Below are 12,423 nucleotides of genomic sequence, written 5' to 3'. Positions count from 1 at the left end.
TCCCCTTCGCCATTATTGGCCCCGGGCTGCGCCGAGGCAGGGTTCTCCATGGACTATCCGCCGGCCCCGCGTCATCCTCAACGGCGGAAAAGGTTACAATCCCCGCCCGGCCCTGCCGGGAAATCCGCCGGACCGCCGGCGTGCCCGTCCCCGCCCTTCCTGCGCCCCTTGGTGCCCAAGCGCGCCGCGATGCTGGCGTTTTCCAGTGCCGTCCCCCACCGCCGGGCAACCGGTCGCTTGTTGGCATGGCTCCTGCTAAGGGGGTGCAGTTCCAAAGCCTGTACGGAACCGCCGGCGTCGATCGGCGGCCGTTGGATACCAAAGCCCGGGAGGCCCCTGTCCATGAAGTCCAAGAAGACTCTGCTGTCCGCCCTGATCGCCGCATCCGCCCTGTCCCTGTCGGCCTTGCCGGCCGCGGCCGAGGACACGGTGCGCCTGGGCAATCTGAAGCTGGCCCATTTCGGCGCCGTCTCCTACACGCAAGTACTGACCGACTGCGGCATCAAGGTGGAGGAGCGCATTTTCGCCAAGGGCCCCGACATCATGCAGGCCATGGTGGCCGGTGAGCTGGACGTGGGCGCCACCGCGTCCGAGGCAGCCATCTCCGGCCGCGCCGCCGGCGCCCCCATCTACATCGTCGCCGGTTTCGCCAAGGGCGGCGCCCGCCTGGTGGCAGCACCCGAGGCCAAGGTGGCCAAGGTCACCGACCTGAAGGGCAAGAAGGTCGGCGTCACCCGCGGCGGCATCCAGGAGGTGCTGCTGGCGGCCGAACTGGCGCAGAACGGCCTCACCTGGTCCGACCAGCCGGGCAAGGACGTCCAGATCGTCTACCTGAACTATCCCGACCTGAACCAGGCGCTGATGCTGAAGCAGTTGGACGCCATCATGCAGACGGAGCCGCAGGGCTCACAGGCCGTCAACGGCGGCTTCGGCATTGAGGTGATGAAGCCCTACGACACCGCCATCGGCACGCCGGTGCGCACCCTGGTGATGTCGGAGGAGTTCCACGACAAGCACAAGGCGCTGGCCGAGAAATTCATGCGCTGCTTCGTGAAAGCCACCAAGACCTTCATCGACCAGCCGGCGGTGGCGTCCAAATATGTGCGCGAGACGCTGTTCAAGAAGCAGCTGAGCGAGACCGACTTCGACAGCGCCATGGGCAACGCCCAGTACAGCTATGACATCGATCCCGCCCAGATCCAGGTGACGGCCGAGACCATGGCCAAGTACGGCGTGTCCAAGATGGCCAAGGTGCCGACCGCCACCGACTTTGTGAAGCTGGACCTGCTGGCCGATGCTAAGAAGGATCTGGGCATCCAATAAGCGTTCGGGCCCGCCGTCCTCCGCGGCGGGCCCTTTCCCGATCCGGTCATTCGCGCTTTGCAGTCTTTCGCGCCTTAGTGGGCGCGCTTTCTTGGGGGAGTTCCCGAATGCGGCGTAAACCCTGGTTGACGGCCCTGCAGGGGGCCGTCGTGCCCCTGCTGCTGCTCGCCTTATGGCAGGCGGCGTCCAGCGCCGGCCTGGCCAATGCCAAGATCATGCCGTCCCCCGTGGCGGTGGCTGTGCGCTGGTGGGCCTATCTCGCCCCCGCCGATCCCTACGACCCGGCGGTGGGCAGCTACCTCACCTGGATTTTCTCCGGGGAGCTGATCCATGACGCCATCGGCAGCCTGTATCGCGTGGTCATGGGCTTCCTGGTCGGCGCGGTCCTGGCCCTGCCGCTGGGCCTACTGATGGGCGCCAGCACCAAGGCCTTCCGCTGGCTGAACCCGTTGGTGGAGGTGCTGCGCCCCATTCCGCCCATCGCCTACATCCCGCTGTCCATCCTGTGGTTCGGCCTGGGCAACCCGCCCGCCATCTTCCTGATTTCGCTGGGCGCCTTCTTCCCGGTGCTGGTCAACACCATCGCCGGCGTGCGCCAGGTGGACGGCATCTATCTGCGCGCCGCCCGCAACCTGGGTGCTGGGCCCTTGACCATCTTCCGCCGCGTCATGCTGCCGGCGGCCACCCCCTACATCCTGTCGGGCGTGCGCATCGGTATCGGCACCGCCTTCATCGTGGTGATCGTGTCGGAGATGATCGCCGTCAACAACGGCCTGGGCTTCCGCATCCTGGAAGCGCGGGAGTACTTCTGGTCCGACAAGATCATCGCCGGCATGTTCACCATCGGCCTGCTGGGCCTGGCCATCGACAGCGGCGTCACCCGCATCAACACCCACCTGCTGCGTTGGCATCGCGGTCTGGAGCACTGACACATGGCCGACATCCTGATCGATCACGTCCACAAGCGCTTCCCTATCCCGGAAGGCGAAGTGGTGGCGCTGAAGGACATCAACCTGGACATCGCCCAAGGCGAGTTCGTCTGCCTGCTGGGCCCGTCCGGCTGTGGCAAGTCCACCCTGCTGAACGCCATCGCCGGCTTCTCCAATCCCACCGACGGCACCATCACCGTGGGGGGCAAGGCGGTGACCGGCCCCGGCCCCGACCGGGGCATGGTGTTCCAGGAATACGCCCTGTTCCCGTGGATGACGGTGGCCAAGAACATCCGCTTCGGCCTTGAGATCAAGGGCATGGCGAACGATGCCGCCGATGCCCGGGTGACCGAACTGCTGGACATGCTGGGCATGAGGGAGTTCGCCAACCGCTTCCCCAAGGATCTGTCGGGTGGCATGCGCCAGCGCGTGGCCATCGCCCGCGTCCTGGCGCTGGACAGCCCCGTGCTGCTGATGGATGAGCCCTTCGGCGCCCTGGACGCCCTCACGCGCCGCTCCCTGCAGGATGAGCTGTTGAAGATATGGTCGCGCCTGGGCAAGACCATCGTCTTCGTCACCCATTCCATCGAGGAGGCGATCTACCTGGCCGACCGCATCATCGTGCTGACCTACCGGCCGGGCACGGTGAAAAGCGACGTGCGGGTGGAGATGGCGCGGCCGCGCGATGCCGCCTCGCCCGAGTTCAACGCCCTGAAACGCGAGTTGTCCCGTCTGGTGACGGAGGAACAGCAGCGGCATGAGGCGGCGGAACGGGCCGGCCTCACCACCGACTGAGTGTCCCCCTTGGCCGTTCCCCACCCCCTCGCGGCGCGCCTGCGCGCCGTCGGCCCTGGCGGTATCCTGGCGCTGCTGCTGGCGGCGGCGGGGGCACTGGGGCTGTGGGTGCTGGCCGTTGGCCATGCCGAACGGCGGGCGGTGGATGCGGTGGCCGCCGACGCCCGCCACCGGTTGGAAATCTACGCCAACAACCTGGACGGCGCGGTCGAACGCTTCGACTACCTGCCCTCGGTCGCCGCCCGGGATCCGGCGGTGTCGGCCCTGGCCGCCGCGGGGTCCGGCCATGCCGACCCCGCGGCGGTGGACCGGGTCAACCGTTATCTGGAGGCGGTGAACGCCAGCGCCGGCTCCGCCGTCCTTTACCTGATGGACGCCGAAGGCCGCACGGTCGCCGCCAGCAACTGGAACCGTCCCGACAGCTATGTCGGGATCGACTTCTCCTACCGGCCCTATTTCAAGGATGCGCGCGACCAGGGCGTGGGCCGCTTTTACGGCGTCGGCACCCTCACCCGCCTGCCAGGCTATTTCATCGCCGCCCCGGTGGAGCATGACGGCCGGCGCGTGGGCGTGCTGGCCGTCAAGATCGTGCTGGACGCGCTGGAGGACGGGTGGCGCACATCGCATGACGCGGTATTGGTATCCGACCGCTTTGGTATCGTTTTCCTGTCATCCAACCCGGATTGGAAATTCCGCGCCCGCCGACCGCTGGCGGCCGACACCTTGAAATATCTGGAGGAGAGCCGGGAGTATGTGGGGCTGGCGCATCCGCCCCTGGTGCTGCCCCGCTCCCTTCAAGCCCACCCGGCGCTGTTGGTGGAGCGGGCGCTTGGCCGCTATGGCTGGACCATCGCGCTGGCGGCCGACGCCCATCCCGTGGCCCAGGCGGCGGCCACCACCCGCATCGGCCTGGCGTTGCTGCTGCTGCTGGCGCTGGCCAGCGGGCTCTATGTTCGCCAGCGGGTGAAGCGCCAGGGGGAACAGCGCCTGGCGCAAGCGGCGCTGGACCGGGCCTACCAGGATTTGGAACGCCAGGTGGAGGCGCGCACCGCCGACCTGAGGGACGCCCAGGCCGAGCTGGTGCAGGCCGCCAAGCTGGCCATGATCGGCCAGGTGGCGGCGGGCGTGACGCATGAGCTGAACCAGCCGCTGACGGCGTTGCGGGCCCTGGCCGACAATGCCCGCCTGTTGCTGGACCAGGGGCGCCAGGCGGAGGTCAGCCAGAATTTGAGCCATATCGCCGGGCTGGTCGACCGCATGGCCAAGATCTCCAGCCAGCTGCGCAACTTCTCCCGCCGCAGCGAGGGGCCGGCCCAGCCCGTCGCCCTGGCCGCCGCCGTGCAGGAGGCGTTGGCCCTGCTGGACCGCCGGCTGAAGGAAGCCCGCGTGGAGGTGGCGGTGGAGGTGCCGGAGGTGACGGTGGCCTTCGATCCCGTGCGTCTGCAGCAAGTGCTGGTGAATCTGATCCGCAACGCGGAAGACGCGACGGCCGGATTGGCCCATCCCCGCATCGCCATCACCGCCACGTCGGCGACCCTGGATGAGCGCCCCGCCGTGAGGGTGGCGGTGGCGGACAACGGCCCCGGCCTGGATCCGGCGGTGCGCGACCGCCTGTTCGACCCCTTCGTCACCACCAAGCCGGGCGGCCAGGGCTTGGGTCTGGGCCTTGCCATCTCGCTGGCCATCACCCAGGAATATGGTGGTCAGCTGGAGGCCCGCGACGGCGCGGACGGTGGCGCCGTCTTCCTGCTGACCCTGCCTTTGGCCGCCGTTGAGCATGATGACGCAAGCACCTGATATTACTCCAACCATCCTGTTCGTGGACGATGAGGAGATCATCCGCCTGACCGTGCGCCAGACGCTGGAGCTGGCGGGCCTGGCCGTGGCGACATATCCAACGGCGGAGGCGGCGCTGGCCGACCTGTCGGCCGACACGCCGGGCATCCTGGTGACGGACGTGCGCCTGCCGGGGATGAGTGGGCTTGACCTGCTGTCGCGGGTGCGGGTGCTGGATCCGGAATTGCCGGTGGTGCTGGTGACGGGCCAGGGCGATATCTCCATGGCCGTGCGCGCCATGCAGGACGGCGCCTACGACTTCATCGAAAAGCCCTTTGTCACCGAGCATTTCGTGGAAGTGATCCGCCGCGCGCTGGAAAAGCGGGCCCTGGTGCGGGAGAACCGGCGCCTGCGCCTGGCCCTGGACCAGAACGCGGCGGTGGAAAACCACCTGCTGGGCCAAAGCCCGGCCCTGGTGCGCACCCGCCGCCTGGTGGCCGACCTGGCCGGCACCGATGTCGACGTCCTGGTTTTGGGGGAGACGGGTACGGGCAAGGAACAGGTGGCCCGCGCCCTGCACGACGGCGGTCCGCGCGCGGCCCATCCTTTCGTCGCCGTGAACTGCGGCGCCATCCCGGACAGCATGTTCGAAAGCGAGATGTTCGGGCATGAGGCCGGCGCCTTCACCGGGGCGGGCAAGCGGCGGGTGGGCAAGATCGAATACGCCCATCGCGGCACCCTGTTCCTGGATGAGGTGGAGAGCATGCCGCTGGCCTTGCAGGTCAAGCTGCTGCGCGTGCTGCAGGACCGGGCGCTGGAACGGCTGGGCGGCAACGACCGGGTGGCGGTGGATCTGCGGGTGGTGGCCGCCACCAAGGAAAACCTGTTGGACCTGGCCAATGCCGGCAGGTTCCGCGCCGACCTCTATTACCGGCTGAGCGTCGTCACCCTGACCCTGCCACCTTTGCGCGACCGGCGGGAAGACATCCCCCTGCTGTTCCGGCATTTCGCCTTGCAGGCGGCCGCCCGCTTCCGCCGGCCCCATGCCGAGCTGGCGCCGGGCCTGCTGCGCGGCTTGATGCTGAGGGACTGGCCCGGCAATGTGCGCGAGCTGCGCAACGCCGCCGACCGCCATGTGCTGGGCCTGGGGGAGGATGAGGCGGCGGGGGGCGATGGCGGCACAACCGCAAACGCCCCGTTGGCCGACATCCTGGACGGGGTGGAGCGCCATTTGATCACCGAGGCGTTGCGCGCCAGCGGCGGCCAGGTGACCCGGGCGGCGGAAACCCTGGGCGTGCCGCGCAAGACGCTTTACGACAAGATGAAACGCCTGAATATCGGGGGCACCGAATGAACGCCGATCCCGTGATCCTGACCGTGGCGCCCAACGGCGCCCGCCGGCTGAAGACCGACCATCCCGCCATTCCGCTGACCCCGGCCGAGATCGGCCAAGATGCCGCCGCCTGCCTGGAGGCGGGGGCGGCCATGATCCACCTGCACGTGCGGGACAGTCAGGGTCGCCATCTGCTGGACGCCGACGCCTATGCCGCCGCCACGGCCGCCGTGCGCCAGGCCGTGGGCGACCGCCTGGTCATCCAGGTGACGACGGAGGCCGCCGGCCTCTATCATCCGCCCCACCAGATGGCTGTCATCCGCGCCCTGAAGCCGGAGGCGGTGTCGCTGGCCATCCGCGAACTGGCGCCAGACGCGGCGCATGAACAGGATGCGGCCGACTTCTTCGCCTGGCTGGCGCGGGAACGGGTGATGGTCCAAACCATCCTCTATTCCCGTGACGATTTGCTGCGCTGGCATGATCTGCGCCGCCGGGGGGTCGTGCCGGAGGCGCCGCATTTCCTGCTGTACGTCCTGGGCCGCTACACCGCCGGCCAAGTCAGCGATCCGCGTGACCTGTTGCCCTTCCTGGAGCCTGTGTCCGACCCGGCCGCCGACAACACCGGCGACATCCCCTGGGCCGTCTGCGCCTTCGGCCGTCGGGAGAACGCCTGCGTGCTCACCGCCACCGGCTTGGGGGGCCATATCCGCGTGGGCTTCGAGAACAACCTGCACCTGCCGGATGGCACGCTGGCGCCCGACAACGCCGGTCTGGTGACCGCCGCCGCCCAAGGCGCCCGTCTCATGGGGCGCAGCTTGGCGACGGCGGACGGGGTCCGGGCGCGGTTCGGCGCATAGATTCAACGCCGCTACCGGTCTCAGCTATTCGGCAAAGGCTTCCGACCATAGCCAAGGCAAAGCATGTTGCCAAAAATGTCGTGCCCAACGTCGAATTTGGCAGACCTATATAAGACGGGTGCCAGCGTGGCTTGGACTTTAGGCATAGATTCAAGGATGTACTGCTGGGCACGGCCAACATCCGCCGCCGACGGCGTGGCGATTCGCGGCGGCAGAATTCCATCCCTATAGTAGACATGGTCACCTTGACGAACTGACGAAGGCCCGAACAGGGAGACCATCTGTTGTAGCTGCGCCAAATGCGTGCGTGTCTGCAAATGGCCCAGGAAGAGGCTTTGTCCAGGTTCCACAGTAAATGAGACGGTATGGGCATGGAAGCAAAGCGCCCAAGAATCTTGTTGGACGAATTCAGTAAAAGTGTAGGATCCTGGACTTATGACCGCATAGGCGTAGTTTGACTTGTCGGACTTTTTAAAATACGCCCCGGTCCCCCCTGTAAGCGACAGAGTCACGAAGTTACTAGATTCATCGAATGACGCTATTCCCATGCCGTATTCGCCGGCAACAGGGTCCATTTCCATCAGAAGAAGGGATTGAGTGTTGTTTTGCTTGAAAGAGAGTTTTGTCGGGTCATTCGTTACGCAGCCGAATAAAGTCAGGCTTATGGCTACGAAAATAGCTTTTTTTACGTACCCTACGACGGTAAGGGGCATGTTCATGGAGTTCCCAAATTATTTTAAACACAAGATTTAAGAAAATTAACGCAGGGCGGCCCGTTATCCAATCGATTTTCGGCCCCTGAATAAGGACGCCACTAGCACTGCCCCGACTCCCGTGACTCAAAAAAGTCATTCGGCATCACCGCCCCCTTCGTCTCTTCCATGATCGCCCGCATGGCGCCGGCATCGGGGTGGCGCTGACCGGTGCACCAGCGGCCAATGGTGGAACGGCTGCGACCCAAGCGCCGTGCGAACTCGGCTGCGGTGATGTTCTCGGCAAGGAGGTAGTCGGTAAGCTTCATGCACCAAATAGTGCCAAAATGGCAACCTCCTGTCAATTTGTTGCCTCTATGGCAACTGACGCAAGGTAGCCGCTATGGCAACGTCTGGCCATGACCACATCGCCACCGAACCGCATCCGTGAACTCCGTGAAGCCCGCGGCCTGACTCAGGAGCAGCTGGGCACCCTGATCGGCACCGACAAGACCGTCATCTCCAAGCTGGAGTCCGGGCGCACCCGTCTGTCGCAACCGCGCATGGTGCTGATCGCCGCCAGCCTGGGATGCAGCCTGGCCGAATTGCTGGAACCCGTGGTGGCCGCACCGCCGGTTCCCGGGTGGGGCCAGGATCCCTCCGTCGATGTGGCGGAGATCGATATCCATGGCGACCGGCGGTCCGGCTTCCTCGCCAGCCACGACGGCGGGCCCCAAGGTTTCCGGGAGGATGAGGCGACGGCCCAGTGGCGCTTCCCCGCCGCCTATCTGTCGGCCGAATTGCAGGTGCAGGCCGCGGCGGTCCGCATTGTAGAAGTTCGGGGCGATGGCATGGAACCGACGCTGCTGCCCGGGGACCGGGTGATGGTCAACCTGGCGGACCAATCGCCCTCCCCCTCCGGCATCTTCGCGTTGTGGGATGGCCAAGGGGTGGTCATCAAGCGGTTGGAGGTCATCATGGGCAGTTACCCGCCCGTGATTGAAATCCGCTCGGACAATCCCCACCACCGGGTCTATGAACGGTCGGCGGCCGATATCGACATCATCGGCCGTATCGTCTGGGTCGGCCGTCGGCTGTGACATATTCGCGCATTTGATGTGATCGTTGCTATAAAGGCAACTTTCTGCATTGACGAAAGGTTGCCCGTCAGGCACCTTTGGCGGTGCCGGTATCCCCCTGTCGCGTTGTTCGTTTCCTGGCCGGCTGATCCCCTCCTCCCCTGTTGCTGTTAGGGAGCCCTTTCCCCGTGGAGAGGCCGATGACCCGTCTTGAGCGCACGACACACTTATACTGGCAGTTGGCCCGGCTGGCGAGACACGACACCTTTCTCAGCCTGGTGGTGCGCGGCCTGGATGGTCTGGCGATGGTGGCGCGCACGGCGCCCAGCTATCGCCTGCGCCTGGCCGCCGCCGCCCATGTCGGTGTCGCCGCCCGTGCCCACCGCTTCCTGAACGCCGAGACGTTGGAAAAGGCGGCGATGGCCATGACGACGCATGGCAGAAGCCATGCCAGCGATCGCAAAACATCCCCGTTCGCCAGCCCTACGCCTCCCTGACACTCTTGATCGTGGTCTACCGTCGCCCGGCCTCACGCTCTCCCGGAAGTTCACCGGCGTGCCGGCTGCCAGCGATCCCAAAAGGGCCGGGTGCTCCCAGATTTGCCCCGTGCCCATACGCCCTGGAGGCCGGCCCAGCGGCTGGCCCGGCAGCAATCATAAGTGGTACTCTGACCCCACCTCCATCAACGGCCACGCCACCCGGCGGATGGCAGGCTGTGGCCCTATACGGAGGACCAACCTCCGCCATGCATAGACACGCTTCCACGTGGCCCTATCGCCGTAGCGCATTGCTGGCCTCCCCGACAAACATTTGAAGGCTAATCGTTAGAATCATATCTTTCTTCACATGGAACAGAACACCTCCCCCCTCCCTATCACGCCGGGGCATCGGGCCTTCGGGCTGACGCTTTGCTATCTCGCGCGCTGCTGGCGGCGGGAGGCGGATGCCGTGCTGAAAGCTTATGACCAGTCGGAGGCGACCGCCCTGCCCCTGATTGTGCTCGCCCGCCTGGGCGATGGCGTCCGCCAGGGCGTGCTGGCCGACCATGTGGGGGTGGAGGGGCCATCGCTGGTGCGGCTGGTGGACATGCTGGAACAGGACGGCCTGCTAGAGCGGCGCAACGATCCCCGCGACCGGCGGGTGAAGACCCTGCACCTGACGCCGGCGGGCCGGGCCCTGGTTGGGCGGCTGGACGGCGCGCTGGATGGCATGCGTCAGCGCCTGTTGGCCGGGGTCAGCCTGGAACAGTTGGAGACGGCGCTGACCGTTTTCGCCGCCGTGGAACGGGCGATGGGGCGGTCCCTGGGCGCCGGCGACGGGGGGGGCATGCCGTGATCACCGCGACCGCGTGGTTCAAAGGCTTCTGGCAAGGGGCCGGGGACTGGGTGTTCGGCGCCAAGACGGCAGCCGCCGCGCTGGCCGCCCTGTATATCGGCTTCAGCCTGGACCTGCCGCGCCCCTACTGGGCGGCCGGCACGGTCTTCATCGTTTCCCAGCCGCTGGCCGGCGCCATGCGGTCCAAGAGCGTGTTCCGCGTTCTGGGCACCCTCATCGGTGCCGTGGCCACGGTCGCCATCATCCCCAACCTGGTGGACGCGCCGCCCTTGCTGTGCGTCGCCATGGCGCTGTGGACCATGGCTTGCCTGACGCTGGCCCTGCTGGACCGCACGCCGCGCAGCTACGTCTTCATGCTGGCGGCCTATAGCACGGCGCTGATCGGCTTCCCCACCGTGACCGATCCCGGCACCGTGTTCGACGCGGCCCTGGCCCGGGTGGAGGAGATCACTGTCGGCATCCTGTGCGCCACCGTCATTGGCAGCGTCATCTTCCCGCGCGGCATCGGCCCCGTGGTCACCGGCCGCATCGACACCTTCCTGGCCGACGCCGGCCGTTGGGCGCGGGAGGCCCTGGCCGGGACGGAGGAGACGACCGCCACACGCGCCGACCGGCGCCGTCTGGCGGCCGACGCCGTCGAACTGCAGATGATGGCCACGCACCTGGACTATGACACCAGCCACCTGCACGGCCTGAGCCAGGAGGTGCGGCAACTGCGCCAGCGCCTGGTCATGCTATTGCCCATCCTGTCCGGCCTGGGCGACCGCGTGCGGGCCCTGAAGGCCAACGGGCGGGGCTTATCCAAAGACCTTGAAGCCCTGTCGGCCGACGTCGCCGACTGGGTTGACGACATGGACGCCACGGCGGCGCGGACGGCCGATCTGCGCACCCGCATCGCCGCCCTGCGCGCGGCTCCGGCCGACTGGCACGACCTGCTGGTCCTGAACCTGCTGACGCGCCTGAAGGACCTGATGGACGCCATCCAGGATTGCCGCGACCTGCGCGCCTATATCCACGGCGGCGGCCATGGCCCCCGGGTACGGCGCCTGCGCGGCGGCCGGGCGGGGGCGACCGTCGCCATGCACCGCGACGTGGGCATGGCCCTGTGGTCGGGTGCCGGCGCCGCCGTCACCATCCTGCTGGGCGGCGCCTTCTGGATCGGCACGGAATGGGCCGACGGCGCCACCGCCCTGGAAATGGCGGCCGTGGCCTGCTGCTTCTTCGCGGGCCAGGACAACCCGGTGCCGGCCATCCTGGATTTCGCCCTGTACAGTGGCATCGCCGCCGTGCTGGCCGGGATTTACATATTCGCGATCATGCCGCACCTCGACGGCTTTGTGATGCTGGCCTTCGCGCTGGGGCCGATGTTCCTGCTGCTGGGGCGCCTCATCGCCAACCCGCGTCTGGCGGGGCGCGCCCTTGCCGTGGGCGCCACCCTGCCCACCCTGGCGGGCCTGAGCAACACCTACAGCGCGGATTTCACCGCCTACCTCAACAGCGCCCTGGCGCTGGTGCTGGGCATGGGCTTCGCCGGTCTGATGACGGCGCTGGTGAGGGCGGTGGGTGCCGAATGGGGCGCGCGGCGCATCCTGCGCGCCTGCTGGGCCGACATCCGCGCCGTGGCTGACATCCGTCAACCTGGGCCGGAGGGCGGGCTTAGGGCCGTGCTCGCTGGAAAACTGCTGGATCGCATGGGGTTGCTGGTGCCCCGCTTGGCGGTCCTGCCCCCGGGGTCGGAGGTGGCGGCCGCCGACGCCCTGGCCGACATCCGCGTCGGCATGAACGTCATGGAACTGCGCGGCGTGGAAAGTGTCCTGCCCGTGCCGGCGCGGGCCGCGGTGGATGGCGCCTTGGCGGCCGTGGCCGAGCATTACCGTGCGGTCTCCCGCGCCGGCGCCCCACAGGCGGCGGAGCCGGCGCTGCTGGCCCGCATCGACGCGGCGCTGGCCGCGCTGATGCCCCTGCCCGACCGCAAGCCGCGCCAGGCCCTGCTGGCGTTGGCCGGCATCCGGCGGGCTTTGTCCAATGGGGCGCCCGATCTGCCCTCCCCCTCGTCACCCACCGTCAACCCGGAAAGTCTGGCCGCATGATCGGCGAAATGGACATCCACGGCGTCTTCGTCCCGCCCTTGCTGGTGTGGGGCGCCATCGCCTTCCTCATCTCCATGGCCGTGCGCTGGGGCCTGCGGCTGGTTGGCGCCTATCGTCTGGTCTGGCATCGGCCGCTGTTCGACCTGGCCGTCTACGTCATCGTGCTGGGCGGTGTCGCCGCCCTGTTCACCCACCACACCTCGCTTCCCTGATC

Annotated in this window: 13 protein-coding genes; 11 read left to right on the top strand and 2 right to left on the bottom strand. The window is 67.3% G+C overall.

Annotated features, from left to right (window positions below; translation table 11 throughout):
- Positions 1–342 precede the first annotated feature (342 nt).
- The 6 genes from FHS74_RS07310 (at position 343) to FHS74_RS07285 (ending at position 7,013) form a co-directional block, all read left to right on the top strand.
- Entirely contained in the window at positions 343–1,323 is a 981-nt protein-coding gene (locus FHS74_RS07310) for an ABC transporter substrate-binding protein (protein ID WP_184798962.1), read from the top strand.
- 107 nt (positions 1,324–1,430) lie between these two features.
- Positions 1,431–2,252 carry an ABC transporter permease gene (locus FHS74_RS07305; RefSeq protein ID WP_184798960.1) on the top strand — a complete coding sequence of 274 codons (822 nt, stop codon included), beginning with the start codon at positions 1,431–1,433 and terminating at the stop codon, positions 2,250–2,252.
- A 3-nt stretch (positions 2,253–2,255) separates the two neighbouring features.
- Positions 2,256–3,047 carry an ABC transporter ATP-binding protein gene (locus FHS74_RS07300; protein ID WP_184798958.1) on the top strand — a complete coding sequence of 264 codons (792 nt, stop codon included), beginning with the start codon at positions 2,256–2,258 and terminating at the stop codon, positions 3,045–3,047.
- Positions 3,048–3,056: 9 nt separating this feature from the next.
- On the top strand, positions 3,057–4,844 hold the full coding sequence (locus FHS74_RS07295) for a sensor histidine kinase (protein WP_184798956.1): 1,788 nt from the start codon (positions 3,057–3,059) through the stop codon (positions 4,842–4,844).
- The gene (locus FHS74_RS07290; RefSeq protein WP_184798954.1) at positions 4,828–6,177 is read left to right on the top strand and encodes a sigma-54-dependent transcriptional regulator; all 1,350 of its coding nucleotides are present in this window, start codon (positions 4,828–4,830) and stop codon (positions 6,175–6,177) included. The genes FHS74_RS07295 and FHS74_RS07290 overlap by 17 nt, the downstream gene beginning before the upstream one ends.
- Positions 6,174–7,013 carry a beta-keto acid cleavage family enzyme gene (locus FHS74_RS07285; protein WP_184798952.1) on the top strand — a complete coding sequence of 280 codons (840 nt, stop codon included), beginning with the start codon at positions 6,174–6,176 and terminating at the stop codon, positions 7,011–7,013. Before FHS74_RS07290 ends, FHS74_RS07285 begins: the two co-directional genes overlap by 4 nt.
- Positions 7,014–7,033: 20 nt before the next feature.
- Here FHS74_RS07285 and FHS74_RS07280 read toward each other — a convergent pair whose 3' ends face one another.
- Entirely contained in the window at positions 7,034–7,732 is a 699-nt protein-coding gene (locus FHS74_RS07280; protein ID WP_184798950.1) for a hypothetical protein, read from the bottom strand.
- Between the two features lie 95 nt (positions 7,733–7,827).
- A complete protein-coding gene (locus FHS74_RS07275) occupies positions 7,828–8,034 on the bottom strand; it encodes a helix-turn-helix domain-containing protein (RefSeq protein ID WP_184798948.1) in 207 nt (68 codons plus the stop codon).
- A gap of 90 nt (positions 8,035–8,124) precedes the next feature.
- Between FHS74_RS07275 and FHS74_RS07270 the strand changes: the two genes are divergently transcribed.
- The 5 genes from FHS74_RS07270 (at position 8,125) to FHS74_RS07250 (ending at position 12,421) form a co-directional block, all read left to right on the top strand.
- Positions 8,125–8,805 (top strand): LexA family transcriptional regulator, encoded by a 681-nt coding sequence (locus tag FHS74_RS07270; RefSeq protein ID WP_184798946.1) that lies wholly within the window; start codon positions 8,125–8,127, stop codon positions 8,803–8,805.
- Between the two features lie 179 nt (positions 8,806–8,984).
- The gene (locus FHS74_RS07265) at positions 8,985–9,281 is read left to right on the top strand and encodes a hypothetical protein (RefSeq protein ID WP_184798944.1); all 297 of its coding nucleotides are present in this window, start codon (positions 8,985–8,987) and stop codon (positions 9,279–9,281) included.
- Between the two features lie 451 nt (positions 9,282–9,732).
- Complete coding sequence (locus FHS74_RS07260) at positions 9,733–10,119, top strand: MarR family winged helix-turn-helix transcriptional regulator (RefSeq protein ID WP_343066871.1); 387 nt, start codon at positions 9,733–9,735, stop codon at positions 10,117–10,119.
- Positions 10,116–12,209, top strand: coding sequence for an FUSC family protein (locus tag FHS74_RS07255; RefSeq protein WP_184798940.1), 2,094 nt, complete (start codon positions 10,116–10,118; stop codon positions 12,207–12,209). The genes FHS74_RS07260 and FHS74_RS07255 overlap by 4 nt, the downstream gene beginning before the upstream one ends.
- On the top strand, positions 12,206–12,421 hold the full coding sequence (locus FHS74_RS07250; RefSeq protein WP_184798938.1) for a DUF1656 domain-containing protein: 216 nt from the start codon (positions 12,206–12,208) through the stop codon (positions 12,419–12,421). Before FHS74_RS07255 ends, FHS74_RS07250 begins: the two co-directional genes overlap by 4 nt.
- The last annotated feature ends 2 nt before the right edge of the window (positions 12,422–12,423 follow it).

It is taken from the genome of Nitrospirillum iridis (assembly GCF_014205765.1).
Lineage (GTDB): Bacteria > Pseudomonadota > Alphaproteobacteria > Azospirillales > Azospirillaceae > Nitrospirillum > Nitrospirillum iridis.
Note: the sequence above shows the minus strand (reverse complement) of the source record. Positions and strands in the feature narration are given on the sequence as shown.

What these genes read in the sequence shown, in the direction of transcription:
- FHS74_RS07310 (WP_184798962.1), top strand. Translation starts at nt 343, where the DNA reads ATGAAGTCCAAGAAGACTCTGCTGTCCGCCCTGATCGCCGCATCCGCC.
- FHS74_RS07305 (WP_184798960.1), top strand. Translation starts at nt 1,431, where the DNA reads ATGCGGCGTAAACCCTGGTTGACGGCCCTGCAGGGGGCCGTCGTGCCC.
- FHS74_RS07300 (WP_184798958.1), top strand. Translation starts at nt 2,256, where the DNA reads ATGGCCGACATCCTGATCGATCACGTCCACAAGCGCTTCCCTATCCCG.
- FHS74_RS07290 (WP_184798954.1), top strand. Translation starts at nt 4,828, where the DNA reads ATGACGCAAGCACCTGATATTACTCCAACCATCCTGTTCGTGGACGAT.
- FHS74_RS07285 (WP_184798952.1), top strand. Translation starts at nt 6,174, where the DNA reads ATGAACGCCGATCCCGTGATCCTGACCGTGGCGCCCAACGGCGCCCGC.
- FHS74_RS07280 (WP_184798950.1), bottom strand. Translation starts at nt 7,732, where the DNA reads ATGAACATGCCCCTTACCGTCGTAGGGTACGTAAAAAAAGCTATTTTC.
- FHS74_RS07275 (WP_184798948.1), bottom strand. Translation starts at nt 8,034, where the DNA reads ATGAAGCTTACCGACTACCTCCTTGCCGAGAACATCACCGCAGCCGAG.
- FHS74_RS07270 (WP_184798946.1), top strand. Translation starts at nt 8,125, where the DNA reads ATGACCACATCGCCACCGAACCGCATCCGTGAACTCCGTGAAGCCCGC.
- FHS74_RS07265 (WP_184798944.1), top strand. Translation starts at nt 8,985, where the DNA reads ATGACCCGTCTTGAGCGCACGACACACTTATACTGGCAGTTGGCCCGG.
- FHS74_RS07250 (WP_184798938.1), top strand. Translation starts at nt 12,206, where the DNA reads ATGATCGGCGAAATGGACATCCACGGCGTCTTCGTCCCGCCCTTGCTG.